The 15098-nt window shown below is 67.3% G+C and carries 13 protein-coding genes and 1 rRNA gene; 6 read left to right on the forward strand and 8 right to left on the reverse strand.

The window, feature by feature from the left end:
* Positions 1 to 8: 8 nt before the first annotated feature.
* Positions 9 to 1554, reverse strand: a 16S ribosomal RNA gene (locus ACFCQI_RS06590).
* An 8-nt stretch (positions 1555 to 1562) separates the two neighbouring features.
* On the opposite strand from ACFCQI_RS06590, the gene ACFCQI_RS06595 reads away from it, so the two are divergent.
* On the forward strand, positions 1563 to 1757 hold the full coding sequence (locus tag ACFCQI_RS06595) for a hypothetical protein (protein ID WP_395120256.1): 195 nt from the start codon (positions 1563 to 1565) through the stop codon (positions 1755 to 1757).
* 200 nt (positions 1758 to 1957) lie between these two features.
* Here the strand turns inward: ACFCQI_RS06595 and tyrS are convergent, their stop codons facing one another.
* Positions 1958 to 3169, reverse strand: a complete 1212-nt coding sequence (gene tyrS, locus ACFCQI_RS06600) for a tyrosine--tRNA ligase (protein WP_395120648.1) — start codon at positions 3167 to 3169, stop codon at positions 1958 to 1960.
* A gap of 206 nt (positions 3170 to 3375) precedes the next feature.
* Between tyrS and ACFCQI_RS06605 the strand changes: the two genes are divergently transcribed.
* Both ACFCQI_RS06605 and ACFCQI_RS06610 read left to right on the forward strand, forming a co-directional pair.
* The gene (locus ACFCQI_RS06605; RefSeq protein WP_395120649.1) at positions 3376 to 4821 is read left to right on the forward strand and encodes an OapA family protein; all 1446 of its coding nucleotides are present in this window, start codon (positions 3376 to 3378) and stop codon (positions 4819 to 4821) included.
* A gap of 13 nt (positions 4822 to 4834) precedes the next feature.
* Positions 4835 to 5968: an anhydro-N-acetylmuramic acid kinase gene (locus ACFCQI_RS06610; protein WP_395121287.1), complete on the forward strand. Its 1134-nt coding sequence runs from the start codon at positions 4835 to 4837 to the stop codon at positions 5966 to 5968.
* Here the strand turns inward: ACFCQI_RS06610 and ACFCQI_RS06615 are convergent.
* The 3 genes from ACFCQI_RS06615 to ACFCQI_RS06625 all read right to left on the reverse strand — a co-directional run bounded on the left by ACFCQI_RS06615 (position 5938) and on the right by ACFCQI_RS06625 (position 8486).
* Entirely contained in the window at positions 5938 to 6240 is a 303-nt protein-coding gene (locus tag ACFCQI_RS06615; protein WP_395120650.1) for a hypothetical protein, read from the reverse strand. The genes ACFCQI_RS06610 and ACFCQI_RS06615 overlap by 31 nt on opposite strands.
* Before the next feature lie 181 nt (positions 6241 to 6421).
* A complete protein-coding gene (locus tag ACFCQI_RS06620) occupies positions 6422 to 7726 on the reverse strand; it encodes an AmpG family muropeptide MFS transporter (RefSeq protein ID WP_395120651.1) in 1305 nt (434 codons plus the stop codon).
* Positions 7716 to 8486 carry an exodeoxyribonuclease III gene (locus tag ACFCQI_RS06625; protein WP_395120652.1) on the reverse strand — a complete coding sequence of 257 codons (771 nt, stop codon included), beginning with the start codon at positions 8484 to 8486 and terminating at the stop codon, positions 7716 to 7718. Before ACFCQI_RS06625 ends, ACFCQI_RS06620 begins: the two co-directional genes overlap by 11 nt.
* Positions 8487 to 8587: 101 nt before the next feature.
* On the opposite strand from ACFCQI_RS06625, the gene pyrE reads away from it, so the two are divergent.
* On the forward strand, positions 8588 to 9235 hold the full coding sequence (gene pyrE / locus ACFCQI_RS06630; RefSeq protein WP_395120653.1) for an orotate phosphoribosyltransferase: 648 nt from the start codon (positions 8588 to 8590) through the stop codon (positions 9233 to 9235).
* A 126-nt stretch (positions 9236 to 9361) separates the two neighbouring features.
* Positions 9362 to 10003: a DUF4124 domain-containing protein gene (locus ACFCQI_RS06635; RefSeq protein ID WP_395120654.1), complete on the forward strand. Its 642-nt coding sequence runs from the start codon at positions 9362 to 9364 to the stop codon at positions 10001 to 10003.
* 42 nt (positions 10004 to 10045) lie between these two features.
* On the opposite strand, the gene ACFCQI_RS06640 is transcribed toward ACFCQI_RS06635, so the two are convergent.
* The 3 genes from ACFCQI_RS06640 to coaBC all read right to left on the reverse strand — a co-directional run bounded on the left by ACFCQI_RS06640 (position 10046) and on the right by coaBC (position 14117).
* Positions 10046 to 12385, reverse strand: a complete 2340-nt coding sequence (locus tag ACFCQI_RS06640; protein WP_395120655.1) for a phosphomannomutase/phosphoglucomutase — start codon at positions 12383 to 12385, stop codon at positions 10046 to 10048.
* 71 nt (positions 12386 to 12456) lie between these two features.
* A complete protein-coding gene (dut, locus tag ACFCQI_RS06645; protein ID WP_395120656.1) occupies positions 12457 to 12915 on the reverse strand; it encodes a dUTP diphosphatase in 459 nt (152 codons plus the stop codon).
* The gene (coaBC, locus tag ACFCQI_RS06650) at positions 12912 to 14117 is read right to left on the reverse strand and encodes a bifunctional phosphopantothenoylcysteine decarboxylase/phosphopantothenate--cysteine ligase CoaBC (protein WP_395120657.1); all 1206 of its coding nucleotides are present in this window, start codon (positions 14115 to 14117) and stop codon (positions 12912 to 12914) included. Before coaBC ends, dut begins: the two co-directional genes overlap by 4 nt.
* A 97-nt stretch (positions 14118 to 14214) precedes the next feature.
* Here coaBC and radC point away from each other — a divergent pair, with 97 nt between their 5' ends.
* On the forward strand, positions 14215 to 14886 hold the full coding sequence (gene radC / locus ACFCQI_RS06655; RefSeq protein ID WP_395120658.1) for a DNA repair protein RadC: 672 nt from the start codon (positions 14215 to 14217) through the stop codon (positions 14884 to 14886).
* Positions 14887 to 15098 lie beyond the last annotated feature (212 nt).

The following is a 15098-nucleotide window of genomic DNA, read 5'->3' on the forward strand; positions in this document are numbered from 1 at the left end:
CGTTCTCGAAAGGAGGTGATCCAGCCGCACCTTCCGATACGGCTACCTTGTTACGACTTCACCCCAGTCATGAACCACTCCGTGGGCGTCGTCCCCCTTGCGGTTAGACTAACGCCTTCTGGAGCAACCCACTCCCATGGTGTGACGGGCGGTGTGTACAAGGCCCGGGAACGTATTCACCGCGGCATAGCTGATCCGCGATTACTAGCGATTCCGACTTCATGGAGTCGAGTTGCAGACTCCAATCCGGACTGGGATCGGCTTTCTGGGATTGGCTCCACCTCGCGGTATTGCAACCCTCTGTACCGACCATTGTAGTACGTGTGTAGCCCTGGCCGTAAGGGCCATGAGGACTTGACGTCATCCCCACCTTCCTCCGGTTTGTCACCGGCAGTCTCCTTAGAGTTCCCGACATTACTCGCTGGCAACTAAGGACAAGGGTTGCGCTCGTTGCGGGACTTAACCCAACATCTCACGACACGAGCTGACGACAGCCATGCAGCACCTGTGTTCCGATTCCCGAAGGCACTCCCGCATCTCTGCAGGATTCCGGACATGTCAAGGCCAGGTAAGGTTCTTCGCGTTGCATCGAATTAAACCACATACTCCACCGCTTGTGCGGGCCCCCGTCAATTCCTTTGAGTTTCAGTCTTGCGACCGTACTCCCCAGGCGGCGAACTTAACGCGTTAGCTTCGACACTGATCTCCGAGTTGAGACCAACATCCAGTTCGCATCGTTTAGGGCGTGGACTACCAGGGTATCTAATCCTGTTTGCTCCCCACGCTTTCGTGCTTCAGCGTCAGTGTTGTCCCAGATGGCCGCCTTCGCCACTGATGTTCCTCCCGATCTCTACGCATTTCACCGCTACACCGGGAATTCCACCATCCTCTGACACACTCTAGCTCGCCAGTATCCATCGCCATTCCCAGGTTGAGCCCGGGGATTTCACGACAGACTTAACGAACCGCCTACGCACCCTTTACGCCCAGTAATTCCGATTAACGCTTGCACCCTTCGTATTACCGCGGCTGCTGGCACGAAGTTAGCCGGTGCTTATTCCTCAGGTACCGTCAGACTGCACACGTATTAAGCATGCAGATTTCGCTCCTGATAAAAGTGCTTTACAACCCGAAGGCCTTCTTCACACACGCGGCATTGCTGGATCAGGCTTGCGCCCATTGTCCAATATTCCCCACTGCTGCCTCCCGTAGGAGTCTGGGCCGTGTCTCAGTCCCAGTGTGGCTGATCATCCTCTCAGACCAGCTAGCGATCGTCGCCTTGGTGGGCCATTACCCCGCCAACTAGCTAATCGCACATCGGTTCGTCCTGCCGCGCGAGGCCTAAAAGGTCCCCCGCTTTCTCCCGTAGGACGTATGCGGTATTAGTCCCGGTTTCCCGAGGTTATCCCCCACGTCAGGGTAGATCCCGATGCATTACTCACCCGTCCGCCACTCGCCACCCAAGGAGCAAGCTCCTCTGTGCTGCCGTTCGACTTGCATGTGTTAGGCATGCCGCCAGCGTTCAATCTGAGCCAGGATCAAACTCTTCACTTAAGTTTTCGATGACCGAAGCCATCTATCTTTCCGAAGCGTATGTTCCCAACCAATCAAAACTCATTACTGACTTTTTACTTGGTGGGACGCTTGCATTGCTTGGACAGGTCACGACCCATCAACGCAAGACGTCCACACAATTCACCTGCGCACACTGTCAAAGATCTTCGCTGCCCGACCGCCTTTCGGTGATCGCCCCGTGACCTTTCGTCCCGGGTGAGCCGCCCATTCTACATCGCTTTCCGAGACCGTCAACACCTTCAGGGAAGTTCATCGAGGTGTCGCATGTCGCGCCCCATGGCGTTGGGCCGACGTGGGCCGCGAATCATACGGCCTGCGCTTTTTTTGGCAAGTGTTTTCTGCGTCGGCCGCGAATTCGCGCCGCGAGAATGCGGCTGTCGGTTCAGGCGACGACCAGCCGCACCCGCGCGAAATTGCGCTTGCCGACCTGCAGGACGCCCTCGAAGCCGGCATGGAAAACGCGCTGTGCGTCTTCCGCGACGGCCGCGTCGATGCGAACGGCACGCTCCTTCAGCTTCCGGGTTGCCTCGGAGTTGCTGGTGGTCAGGCCGGCGGCGGTGAGCAGCGCGGCCAGGCGCAAGCCCTCGGCCGGCACGGCGATGTCGGTTTGCGGCAGCAGCGCGGTGTCGCCTTCGCCGCGCACGACGGCATGCCAGCCGGCGATCGCCTGTTCGGCGGCGGCAGGGGCGTGGAAACGTGCAGCCAGCTCGCGCGCCAAACGCAACTTGGCGTCACGCGGGTTGAGCTGGCCACCCTCGACATCGCGCTTCATGCGCGCCAGCTCGTCCAGCGACACCTCGAAGCTGAGCAGCTCGAACCAGCGCCACATCAACTCGTCGCCGATCTTCATCGTCTTGGTGACGATGTCGATGGCCGGTTCGTTGATGCCGATGTAGTTGCCAAGCGACTTGGACATCTTGTTGACGCCGTCCAGTCCCTCCAGCAGCGGCATGGTGAGCACGATCTGCGGCGGCTGGCCATAGTGTTCCTGCAGGCTGCGGCCCATCAGCAGGTTGAACTTCTGGTCGGTGCCGCCGAGCTCGATATCCGCCTTCAAGGCCACCGAGTCGTAACCCTGGGTCAGCGGGTACATGAACTCGTGGATGGCGATCGGCTGCTGCGCGGCATAGCGCTTGGTGAAATCGTCGCGCTCGAGCATGCGCGCCACGGTGTGCTGCGCGGCCAGCCGGATCATGTCGGCGGCCGACATCTTGTCGAACCATTCGGAGTTGAAGCGCAGCTCGGTCTTCTCGCGATCCAGCACCTTGTAGACCTGCTCGGCATAGGTCTCGGCATTGGCCAGCACATCCTCGCGCGTGAGCGGCTTGCGGGTGACGTTCTTGCCGGTCGGGTCGCCGATCATGCCCGTGAAGTCGCCGATCAGGAAGATGACCTGGTGACCCAGATCCTGGAACTGGCGCATCTTGTTGAGCAGCACCGTGTGACCCAGGTGCAGGTCCGGCGCGGTCGGATCGAAGCCGGCCTTGACCCGCAGTGGACGCCCCGATTTCAGGCGCTCGACCAGCTCCTCGCGCTTGATGATTTCGTCGGCGCCACGCGCAATCGTGGACAGGGCGTGCTCGTGCTCGCTCATGGATTTCTCGCTGGATGGGGCATGGAAAATGAACCGGGCGGCGCGAAACGGAGAGGCGTTAGCCATTCGCTGCGTGCGGCGGAAGTTAATTGTGCGTTAATCAGGAATGGATCGCAAACCATTGATGGCAAAGGCATTGACGCTCTCTGCACATCGCCGTTATGGTACGCCGAGTTTTTGCTTGAGCGGTACGGGGTGAACACGGCATGGCCGAAGAGAACATGGGCGCGCTGCAGGCGCGCAAGCAGGCCATATGCCGCAAGGCACAGCGTCTTCACTGTCGCTTCTACGAACGTTGCGCGCACTGGTCGTTCAACCGGTCGAGCGATGTCGAACCGATCCGCTGGCACCGCGAACACTGGATGCTTGCCGGCACAGCGCTGCTGATCACCTTGTTGTCCGGCTTCATCATGCCGTCGTGGGCCAACGCGATGCGTCCGGCGCCCGCACCCGTGGCGCACACGCTGTTGCCGCTGGCCCTGCCCAAGGCCGACCTGGTCCAGGCGCCGGTGTCCACCGTCGATGACTGGCAGGTGGTGCGGGTGCAGCCGGGACAGACCCTTTCCGACATCTTCACCGCCCATGGCCTGGGCATGAGCGACCTGCAGAAGGTGATGGACACCGCGGGCAACCACAAGGAGGCCCTGCACAGCATCCGTCCGGGCGAGGAGTTCGATTTCCTGCTCGGCAGCGACGGCAGCCTGAAGGGCTTCCGTTTCGATCCGGATGCCGCCAACCGCGCCGTCATCCGCTTCGACGGCGCACAACCCACGCTGGCCTTGCAGCCGCGCGACATCGACCGACGCGAGCAGGTGGCGCACGGCGTGATTCGCAGCAGCCTGTATGCCGCCGGTGACCAGGCCGGGGTGAACGCGGCGATGATCGGCAAGCTGGCCGACCTGTTCAAATACGACATCGACTTCGTGCAGGACCTGCGCGTGGGCGACAGCTTCACCATGATCTACGACGACATCTACCGTGATGGCGTGCGCTACGGCCAGGGCGACATCGTGGCTGCCGAATTCGTCAACCAGGGCAAGCGCTACACCGCTTACCGATTCAAGAAGGCCGACGGCAACTACGGCTGGTTCAGCGAAGATGGACGTCCGATCCAGAAATCCTTCCTGCGCATCCCGGTCGATTTCACCCGGATCTCGTCCCAGTTTTCCTCCGCCCGCATGCACCCGATCCTCGGCCGCATGCGCGCGCACAAGGGCGTCGACTACGCGGCCCCCAGCGGCACGCCGATCCACGCCGCCGGCGACGGCGTGATCAAGTACCACGGCTGGGAGCGCGGTTACGGCAACTTCGTGGTGATCCAGCACAACAAGACCATCAGCACCGCGTACGGCCACATGTCGCGGTTCGTGAAGGGCCAGCACGTGGGCGAGCGGGTGCGCCAGGGCGAGGTGATCGGCTACGTCGGCATGACCGGGCTGGCCACCGGCCCGCACCTGCACTACGAGTTCCGCGTCAACGGCGTGCAGCGCAACCCGCAGACGGTGACCCTGCCCAAGCCCGAACCGCTGCCCGCCGCCCAGCTGGCCCGCTTCGAGTCGCAGGTGGTCAAGCCGCAGCTGGCCCGGCTGACCGAGCTGGACAACCGGATCAAGCTGGCGCGCGCCAACGCTCCCGCCAATCACGACAACTGAGCTGCCCTTGCGCGTGGCTGAAGACGACTCGGCGCTCTACATCGGCCTGATCTCCGGCACCAGCGCCGACAGCATCGATGCGGTGCTGGTGCGTTTTCGCGAAGGCAAGCCGCACACCCTTGCCTGCCATGCCCATCCGTGGCCGCATGCCTTGCGCGAACGCATGCTGGCAGTGGCGCAAGGCGAGGCCGCGCTCGACCTGGACGACTGGGGCCGGCTCGACGTTGAAATCGGGCAGCAGTTTGCCGAGGCCGCCTTGCACTTGCTCGATCGCGCCGGCACGACGGCCGCGGCGGTGCGCGCCATCGGTTCGCATGGACAAACCTTGCGCCACCGGCCCGGCGGCGAGCACCCCTTCACCTTGCAGCTGGGCGACCCCAGCGTGATCGCCGAGCGCTGCCGCATCGAGGTGGTCGCCGACTTCCGCCGCGCCGACGTCGCCGCCGGCGGCCAGGGCGCGCCGCTGCTGCCGGCGGTGCATGCCATGCTGCTGGGCGTGCCCGGGCGTACGCGCGCCGTGCTCAACCTCGGCGGCATCGCCAACCTCACTGTGCTCGCGGCCGACGGCGGTGTGCGCGGCTTCGACACCGGGCCGGCCAACGGCCTGCTCGACGCGTGGTGCCTGCGCCATCGGGGCGAACCGTTCGATCGCGGCGGAGCCTTTGCCGCCCGCGGCCGGGTCGTGCCCGAGCTGCTCGACGCCCTGCTGGCCGATCCGTACTTTGCGCTGCCGCCGCCCAAAAGCACCGGACGCGAATACTTTCATCTGGACTGGCTGGCCACCCGCGCGCCGCCGGCCATACTGGCACCCGCCGACGTGCAGGCGACGCTGCTGGAGCTGACCGTGCGCAGCGTCACCGCAGCCGTGATGCAGCATGCGCCGGAAGCGACGGAGGTGCTGGCCTGCGGCGGCGGCGTGCACAATGAGCGGCTGATGCAGCGCCTGGGAGAGACGTTGGCTCCACGCCGGCTGGACAGTACCGCCAGCTGCGGTGTCGACCCGGACTTTCTCGAAGCGACCGCATTTGCCTGGCTGGCGCGCCAACGCCTGCTGCAACTGCCCGGCAACCTGCCGGCCGTGACCGGCGCGCGCGGACCGCGGGTACTCGGGGCGGTCTATTCCGCGCCGGCACCCGGCACGTCGTAACGGATGCTCTCCGGCGCCAGCTGGGTCGGCCGCGTGCGGGCCAGCGCCAGCAACGCCTCCTGGAACGCGCCGCGCTCGGCGGCTTCCCAGTGACCATCGAGTACGGCCAGGGCGTGCGGATCGCGCAGGCTTTCGCTGTATCGGTGCGCCACCGACATGCCGAGGCCGACGCGCAGCGCGTCCAGCATCACGTCGTTGACCGGACACTGCCGCAGCTTGGCCAGCGCCGCGATGCGTTCGGCCAGCAGGCCATCGATGTGATGAACGATCATGTCCGGCACAAGCGTCACTCCCTGCAGCACCTGCCCCTGTGCCGGGGATGTTTGCACATCCGCGATGCACCGGTGCCGCGCCGTGGCGATTTCCGTGGCTGACTTGGCAGTTGCGCTGTGACCCGCGCCACTGTGGGCCACTGCAGGTCCGGACCCGCTCGCATGGAACGGCCACAATCTTTCAGGTCACCGCCCGCGCGCGCTCGAATCCGCGAAAACGTCGCCACAATCCGGCGAACAGCAGCATCGCCGGGATCACCGCCAGCACGGTGAGCACGAAGTAGGCGCCGTAGCCCGCCGTCATGGCGATGCCGCCGGCAAAGAAGCCGAGCAGCTTGCCCGGCAGGTTGACCAGCGAACTCAGCAAGGCGTACTGCGTCGCGGTGTGCTGCTGGTTGACCAGCGAGGACAGGAACGCCACCGTCGGCGGCCCCAGCATGCCCAGGGTGAGGTTCTCCACCGAGATCACCAGGGTCAGCATGGCCAGATTGCCCGGGTGCGCGATCAGCAGCAGGTACATGAGGTTGCTGCAGCCGCACAGCACGATGGTGACGCCCAGCGGCCGCCACGCGCCCCAGCGCGCCACCATGGCGCCGCCGACGAACACGCCGACGATGCCGATCCAGATGCCGTAGATCTTGGTGATCGTGCCGATCTCGGTCTTGGAGAAGCCCATGTCGCGGTAGAACGGGCTCATGATGCCGCCGATGGTGGCCTGTTCGGGCATCTTGAACAGCAGCAGGAACAGCAAGGTCACGCCGGCCAGCGCCCAGCCGTAGCGCCGGAAGAAGTCGGCGAACGGATCGATCACGCTCTCGCGCATCGCGTCGCGCCAGCGCGCGGCACGCACGCGCAGCACCGCCGGCTCGCGCGCCACCAGCGTGGTGACGATCGGCAGCAGCATCGCCAGCGCCATCATCAGGTAGACCACGCGCCAGGCGATGTGGTCGGCCAGGATCAGGGCCACCGCGCCGGCCACCAGCAGCCCGATGCGATAGCCCAGCGAATAGGTCGCCACCAGCGCGCCCTGGTCCTCGACCGGCGCGATCTCGATGCGATACGCATCGACGGCGATGTCCTGCGTGGCACCGAAGAACGCCACCGCCAGCGTGGCCGCCACGAACGCCGCCAGATGCTGCGGCGTCAGCGCCGCCATCGCGAGCAGCCCGGCCACCACGCCCAACTGGGCGAACAGCAGCCAGCCTCGCCGCTGGCCCAGGCGCGCGAAGCCCGGGATGTGCCCGTGGTCGAGCAGCGGTGCCCAGAGGAACTTGAATGCGTAGGTCATGCCCGCGCTGGCGATCATCGTGATGTCGGCCAGCTCGATGCCGTTCTCCTTCAGCCAGTACGCCAGCGTGCCGGCCACCAGCAGGAACGGCAGGCCGGAGGAGAAGCCGAACAGGCACATCGTCCACGCCGCCGGCTGGGTGAACGCATGCCACACCGACGGCTTCGCCGGCCGTCGCGCCGTTGCTTCAGTCGACATAGTCGACCGTGTACGGCGCGTGGTCGGAAAAACGCTGGTCGCGGTAGATCGAGCACGCACGCAGGCGATCGCGCAGCGAAGGGGTGACCACCTGGTAGTCGATCCGCCACCCCACGTTGTTCGCCCGCGCCTGGCCCCGGTTCGACCACCAGGTGTATTCGACCGCGTCGGGCTTGAGTGCGCGGAAGCTGTCGACCCAGCCGCGCTGGTGGAACAGCAGGTCCAGCCACGCGCGTTCCTCCGGCAGGCAGCCGGAGTTCTTCTGGTTGGAGCTCCAGTTCTTGATGTCGTTCTTCGTGTGCACGATGTTCCAGTCGCCACAGATCACGTAGTCGCGGCCGCTTTTCAGCCACGCGTCGAAGATCGGCGTGATCCATTCCATCGCCTTGAACTTGAACTGCTGGCGCTCGTCGCCGGACGAACCGGACGGAAAGTACAACGAGACCACGCTGAGGTTGCCGAAGCGGGCCTCGATGTAGCGGCCCTCGTTGTCGAATTCGTCCCAGCCGAGTTCGGTCAGCACCTGGTCGGGCTCGCGCCGGGCGTAGATCGCCACGCCGCTGTAGCCCTTCTTGCTGGTAGCGTCGCGGTAGAAGCAGTGATGGCCGTCGGGGCGGAACATCGCGTCCGTGAGCTGGTCTTCCTGGGCCTTGGTCTCCTGCAGGCAGACCACGTCCGCGTTCTGCGCGCGCAGCCACTCGAATACGCCCTTGCTGCCGGCCGAGCGGATGCCGTTGGCGTTGAGGCTGATGATGCGCATGGGTACTCCCGGTCGACAGATCGGGCGATCATAACAACCCCGGCCGGCGGCACCGGCGCGTGTACCATGCGCGCACCGCCGCCATGCCAGCGAGACCGACCGTGCACGACTACCAACGCGACTTCATCGAACTCACCCTGCGCCGGCAGGTGCTGCGCTTCGGCGAGTTCACGCTGAAGTCCGGCCGGCAGAGCCCGTACTTCTTCAACATGGGCCGGATCGATTCAGGCGCCGCGCTGGCGCGACTCGGCCGCGCGTACGCCGCCGCCCTGGTCGAGGCGGGGATCGAGGTCGACATGCTGTTCGGCCCGGCCTACAAGGGCATCGCGCTGGCCGCGGCCACCGCCATCGCGCTGGCCGAACAGCACGGGCGCGACCTGCCATGGGCCTACAACCGCAAGGAGGCCAAGGATCACGGCGAGGGCGGCAGCCTGGTCGGCGCGCCGCTGGCCGGGCGCGTGCTGATCGTCGACGACGTGATGACCGCCGGCACCGCCGTGCGCGAGTCGCTGGCGCTGATCCGCGCCCACGGCGCCACGCCCGCCGGCGTGCTGATCGCGCTGGATCGCCAGGAGCGCGGCCAGGGCGAACGCTCCGCCGCGCAGGAAGTCGCCGCCGAGCACGGCATCCCGGTCATCGCCATCACCTGCCTGGACGACGTGCTGGAGTATGCCGGCGCGCAGCCGCAACTGGCTGCCGAACACGCGCGATTGCTGGACTACCGCGCCCGGTACGGCGTACCCCGCTGACCGGCGCGGCATGCGCCACCGGTTCATGCACCGGCCAATAGACTCCGGCCAACCCCATCACAGCAGCGCCGCGGGCAACCGGCCAGCATGGCGGAGCCAGCTATACTCGGGCCAACAGGAGAACCCATGCGCAAATCACTGCTCATTCTGGCTGCCGTAGCGATGGGCGCGAGCCTTGCCGCGTTCGCCCAGAACGCTGGCAGCGTGCGCTACAAGTGGTATGACAACCAGGGCCTGGTGCATTACAGCGACAGCCTCACCGCCGACGCGATGAAGTACGGCTACGACCTGGTCAACGATCGCGGCATGGTGGTGCGCCACGTGTCGCGCCAGCTCAACCCCGAGGAGCGCGCCGCGGCGGCCAAGCTGGCCGAGGTCGAGGCGGCCAGACAGCGCGCGGCGCAGGAAGTGGCCACCGCCGAGGCGCAGATGCTCAACGCCTACCCGGACGAGGAGTCGTACAAGATCTCGCTGCAGCAGACGCTGGACACGGTCGACCAGCAGATCCGCACCACCCGGATCAACCTGCGCAGCCAGGAGAAGGCGCTGACCGACCTGCTGGCCCGCGCCGCGGAGATCGAGAACGCCAAGAAGCCGGTGCCGAAATTCCTCACCGACAGCGTCGCCGCGCAGCGCAACGTCGTCACCGGCCTGCGCGCCACCTTGCAGCGCCAGCAGACCCTGCGCACGCAGACGGTGCAGGAGCAGGTCAAGCAGCTGGCCCGCTACCGCGAGCTGAAAGCCGAACAGGACAAGGCTTCGCAGTAGCCTGGCTCGGGCCGACGCGGTCCGCGTCCCGGCCCGCCATCCTCAGAACGGCAGTTTCAGGGCAGGATCGACCGCCAGCATCTGCCGGCGGAACACCTGCTGGATGCGCTTGAGCGCCGCCTCGGTGTCGGCCTCGAAACGCAGCACCAGCACCGGCGTGGTGTTGGACGCGCGTACCAGTCCCCAGCCGTCCGGCCAGTCCACGCGCAGACCGTCGATACCGATCACCGAGGCGTCCTCGAAGCTGGCGCGCTCGCGCAGCCGGTCCATGAAACGGTAATGCTCGCCCTCGGCCAGCGGCACCTTCAGCTCGGGAGTGGAGACGCTCTTGGGCAGGGTGGCGAAGATTTCCTCCGGGCTGCGCCCGTGCAGGTCGCCGGCGAGGATCTCCAGCAGGCGAGCGGCGGCATAGATGCCGTCGTCGAAACCGTACCAACGCTCCTTGAAGAAGAAGTGCCCGCTCATCTCGCCGGCCAGCTCGGCGCCGGTCTCGCGCATCTTGGCCTTGATCAGCGAATGCCCGGTGCGCCACATCAACGGACTGCCGCCGGCGTCCAGGATCTGCGCCTTCAGGTGGCTGGTGCACTTGACGTCGTAGATCACCGTGCCGCCGGGCTGGCGCGACAGCACGTCGCGCGCGAACAGCATCAGCAGGCGATCCGGATAGATGATCTCGCCGGCGCGGGAGACCACGCCCAGGCGATCGCCGTCGCCGTCGAAGGCGAGGCCGAGGTCCGCTCCGGTCTGGCGCACGGCGTGGATCAGGTCCTGCAGGTTGGCCGGATCGGACGGATCGGGATGGTGGTTCGGGAAGCTGCCGTCGACATCGCAGTACAGCGGGACCACCTCGCAGCCGACGCCTTCGAGCACCTGCGGCGCGATCGCGCCGGGAATGCCGTTGCCGCAATCGACCACCACCTTCAGCGGGCGCTCGGCGAGCACGTCGGAGACGATTTTCTCGATGTAGTCCGGGGCCACGTCGACCTGGCGCAGGCCGCCATGACCATCCTGGCTCAACGCGCCGCCGGCGATGCGCTGGTACAGGTCCTGGATCGCGCCCTCGGCCAGCGTCTCGCCGCCGATCACGATCTTGAAGCCGTTGTAGTCCGGCGGATTGTGGCTGCCGGTCACCGCCACGCCGCAGCCGGTGTTGAACCGGTACGCGGCGAAATACACCACCGGCGTGGGCACCGCGCCCAGGTCGATCACGTCGACGTCGGCCTCGCGCAGGCCGTCGGCCAGCGCGCCGGCCAGTTCGGGACCGGAAACCCGGCCATCGCGGCCGACCACGATCTCGCGCAGGCCGCGCTCGACCATCACCGCGCCGATCGCCCGGCCCAGCAGCCTGGCCACGTTGCGGTCCAGTGTCTTGCCGACCACGCCGCGCACGTCGTAGGCGCGGAAGATGCTCGGGTCCACCGGCACCGTGGCGGGTTCGGCCGGCGCGGCCGCGGGACGCGCAGTGGCCGGAGCGGGAGTCGACGGCGCGCGCGCGCGCGGGCGCGGCAGCGCGACCTCGGCCACCAGCGGCTCCTCTTCGGCCGGCGGCGCCGACGAAGCCTGGCGACGCCCGCGCAGCCACAGCAGATAGCCGGCTCCGCCCAGCCCCAACAGGCTCAGCAGCGCGCTCAACCACCACGAATGCGGCAGCACGATGAACGCATCGGGCAGCCCGGCGCCCACGCGGAACGCGGTGCCGGGCACGGCCACGCTGTTGTCGCCGGTCTGCGCCGAGGCACTGCCGTTGGAGAACAACTGCACGCTGCCCGGCTCGTCTCCCTGGCGCAGATCGAGCCGGCCGCCGGCCGGCGGGATCGCGTCGAAAGCCCGCTGGACCCCGGCAAACGGCAGTTCCACCCACACCCACGCCTGGGTCTGATCGGGCGCACCCAGCGGCACGACCATGCTCAGCCGGCGGTCGCCGTTGCCGTAGTAGACGCTCTGCACCGGCGGCGCGCCCTCCGCCGTCTGCGCGGCCATCAGCTGCGCCGCCTTGGCATAGCCGAACTCGCGGTAGTTGGCGCGCAGCACTTCCTTGAGGTCGCCGCTGTAGATGTCCAGCTGCTGCGCCTGCGGCAGGCGCAGGCGCAAGGTGGCGATCGACTGCGCCGGGTCGTTCAGCACCGTCGCCGGGTCGACCAGCGCCAGCGCCTTCTCCACCGCACCGCGCTGGCGTGCGACCTCGTCGGCAACCGCCTTGACCGCCTGCGCCTGAGCGGCATGGACCCGTTCGTCGGCGTGATGCTCGTCGGCGATCAGCCAGGTCTGCCAGGCACAGAACAGGCCCAGCAGCAGCAGCAAGGTGCCGCCGGCCAGCGGCAGCACGGCCGACCAGTCGACCTCAGGCCGGGCCAGCCGCCGCTTCGCGATTTTTGGTGCCATGCTCTGCCCCCACGGCTGAAACTGCGCGGTGGCGCGACCGCTCCGGGTCGCGCCGAGTTTCCGTGCCCATGCTATCGGATACCGGTGGAGCCGAAGCCTCCGGCGCCGCGTTCGCTGGGCGTGAATTCATTGACGATCTGCAGCCGCGCCTGCGCCACCGGCACCAGCAGCAACTGCGCGATGCGGTCGCCGACCGCGATGGTGTACGGGGCGTCGCCGCGGTTCCAGCACGAAATCATCAGCGGGCCCTGGTAGTCGGCGTCGATCACGCCGACCAGGTTGCCCATCACCAGGCCGTGCTTGTGGCCCAACCCGGAGCGCGGAACGATAAAGGCGCACCATTGCGGATCGCCGATGTGGATGGCGATGCCGCTGGGCACCAGCGCACTTGCGCCGGGTGCCAGGGTCAGCGGCTGCTCCAGTGCCGCACGCAGGTCCATGCCGGCGCTGCCGGGGGTGGCGGCATGCGGCAGCGGAATGCTGTCGCCCAGGCGCGGGTCGAGGATCTTCAATTCGACGTCGAGCGTCATCCGCGCGTCGCCCGGTAGCGTTCGGCCACTTGCGCGATGAACTGGCGCGCCAGTTCGCTCTTGGCGGCGCGCGGCAAGGCCAGCTCGCCATCGGCCCAGTACAGCGTCAATGCGTTCTCGGCGACCTCGAAACCGAGTCCGTCGCCCACCTGGTTCGCCGCGATCATGTCCAGCCCCTTGCTGCGCAATTTGCCGCGCGCGTAACTGGCCACATCATGCGTCTCCGCGGCGAATCCGACCAGGAACGGGTGCCCGTTCTGCGCGGCCAGGCTGGCCAGGATGTCGGGGTTCTCTGCCAGCTGCAGCGAGAGCGGCGCGCCCGCGCTCTTTTTCAGCTTCAGCGCCGAGACGCTGGCCGGCCGATAATCGCCCACCGCCGACGCGCCGATGTAGATGTCCGCCGCGCGACTGACCTCGAGCACGGCGGCCTGCATCTGCGCGGCGCTGCGCACGTCGATGCGCCGCGCCACCCCGACGGGCGTGGCCAGGCTCACCGGGCCGGCCACCAGGCTCACCGTGGCGCCCGCCTCCGCCGCGGCCGCGGCCACCGCGAAGCCCATCCGGCCGGAGCTGCGGTTGCCGATGAAGCGCACCGGGTCGATGTCCTCGTAGGTCGGACCGGCGCTGACCACCACCTGCAACCCGGCCAGCGCGCCGTTGCCGAACGAGGCGGCCAGCGCGTCGCGCAATTCGTGCGGCTCCAGCATGCGGCCGGAGCCCATGTCGCCGCAGGCCTGCTCGCCGGCCGCCGGCCCCAGCACCTGCACGCCACGCTGGCGCAGCAGCACCAGGTTCGCCTGCACCGCCGGGTGCGCCCACATCTGCTGGTTCATCGCCGGCGCCAGGTACAGCGGTGCGGCGCTGGCCAGGCACAGCGTGCTGAGCAGGTCATCGGCATGGCCATGGGCGAGCCGGGCGATGGTGTCGGCGCTGGCCGGCGCCACCAGAATGCGCTCGGCCCAGCGCGCCAGCTCGATGTGACCCATCGCCGCCTCGGCGTGCGCATCCCACAGGCTGCTGCGCACCGGCTGGCCGGAGAGCGCCTGGAAGGTGGCCGCGCCGACGAAATGCTCGGCCCCTGCGGTCATCACCACGCGCACCTCGGCGCCCTGCTCGCGCAGGCGGCGGACCAGTTCGCAACTCTTGTAGGCGGCGATGCCGCCGGTCACTCCCAGCAGGATGCGGCGTTGGGCGAGGCTCATGTAAGGCGGGCCTGACAGTCGGGCAGACGCTTAGCTTACCGGATTCAATCCGCGCCACTGCTGCCTGCCGGCGACCCCCTTCGCCAAGCTGGCACGCATGAGCATCCGCGACTGGCCCGAAGGCGAACGACCCCGCGAAAAACTGCTGGCCCGCGGGAGCGCCGCGCTGTCCGACGCGGAGCTGCTGGCCGTGCTGCTGGGCAGCGGCAGCCGCGGCAAGGACGCCATCGCGCTGGGCCGCGAACTGCTTGCCAACGCGGGCGGCGTGGCCGCCTTGCTGGGCCGGCCGGAGCAGCAGATCCGCGCCGGCGGGCTGGGTCCGGCCAAGCGCGCGCGGATCGCCGCGGCGCTGGAACTGGCCCGGCGCAGCCTGGCCGAGCAGCTGCAGGAACGGCCCAGCCTGGGCAACCCGCGCGACAGCGGCGACTACCTGCGGGCCCGCCTGCGCCACCTGCCCTACGAAGTGTTCGGCTGCCTGTACCTGGACAACCGCCATCGCGTGCTGGCCTTCGAGGAGCTGTTCCGCGGCACCGTCGACGGCGCCAGCGTGCACCCGCGCGAAGTGGTGCGCGCCTGTCTGCATCACAACGCCTGCGCGGTGATCTTCGCCCACAACCACCCCTCCGGCGTGGCCGAACCCAGTGCCGCCGACCGCGCGATCACCCACGAACTGCGTGATGCCCTGCACCTGGTCGGCGTGCGCGTGCTCGACCACCTGGTGATCGGCCACGGCGAGCCGGTGTCGATGGCCGCCCGCGGCCTGCTCTGAACGCGTCCGTACCGGGCCGCCGCTGCGGCGCGCATCTCCCCACCTTCGCCCGACAAGCCGGCTCTGCCGCGCTGCGGCACACCGTGCGCCAACCTGTTCGTGCGCACAGAAGCGGCCGCCAAGTGGTCGAAACTTATGCACAAAATGCAACGACAACCGGTTGCCGTCGCAATCGCCAGTCTTGCGCAAAGTTGCTGCTTCAACATGATGAT

It is taken from the genome of Rhodanobacter sp. FW102-FHT14D06, from assembly GCF_043950705.1.
In the GTDB taxonomy this organism is placed as follows: Bacteria; Pseudomonadota; Gammaproteobacteria; order Xanthomonadales; family Rhodanobacteraceae; genus Rhodanobacter.

Bases quoted from the DNA above. Each gene is read 5' to 3' on its own strand.
- ACFCQI_RS06595 (WP_395120256.1), top strand. From the start codon at position 1,563: ATGACCGAAGCCATCTATCTTTCCGAAGCGTATGTTCCCAACCAATCA.
- tyrS (WP_395120648.1), bottom strand. From the start codon at position 3,169: ATGAGCGAGCACGAGCACGCCCTGTCCACGATTGCGCGTGGCGCCGAC.
- ACFCQI_RS06605 (WP_395120649.1), top strand. From the start codon at position 3,376: ATGGCCGAAGAGAACATGGGCGCGCTGCAGGCGCGCAAGCAGGCCATA.
- ACFCQI_RS06615 (WP_395120650.1), bottom strand. From the start codon at position 6,240: ATGATCGTTCATCACATCGATGGCCTGCTGGCCGAACGCATCGCGGCG.
- ACFCQI_RS06620 (WP_395120651.1), bottom strand. From the start codon at position 7,726: ATGTCGACTGAAGCAACGGCGCGACGGCCGGCGAAGCCGTCGGTGTGG.
- ACFCQI_RS06625 (WP_395120652.1), bottom strand. From the start codon at position 8,486: ATGCGCATCATCAGCCTCAACGCCAACGGCATCCGCTCGGCCGGCAGC.
- ACFCQI_RS06635 (WP_395120654.1), top strand. From the start codon at position 9,362: ATGCGCAAATCACTGCTCATTCTGGCTGCCGTAGCGATGGGCGCGAGC.
- ACFCQI_RS06640 (WP_395120655.1), bottom strand. From the start codon at position 12,385: ATGGCACCAAAAATCGCGAAGCGGCGGCTGGCCCGGCCTGAGGTCGAC.
- dut (WP_395120656.1), bottom strand. From the start codon at position 12,915: ATGACGCTCGACGTCGAATTGAAGATCCTCGACCCGCGCCTGGGCGAC.
- coaBC (WP_395120657.1), bottom strand. From the start codon at position 14,117: ATGAGCCTCGCCCAACGCCGCATCCTGCTGGGAGTGACCGGCGGCATC.
- radC (WP_395120658.1), top strand. From the start codon at position 14,215: ATGAGCATCCGCGACTGGCCCGAAGGCGAACGACCCCGCGAAAAACTG.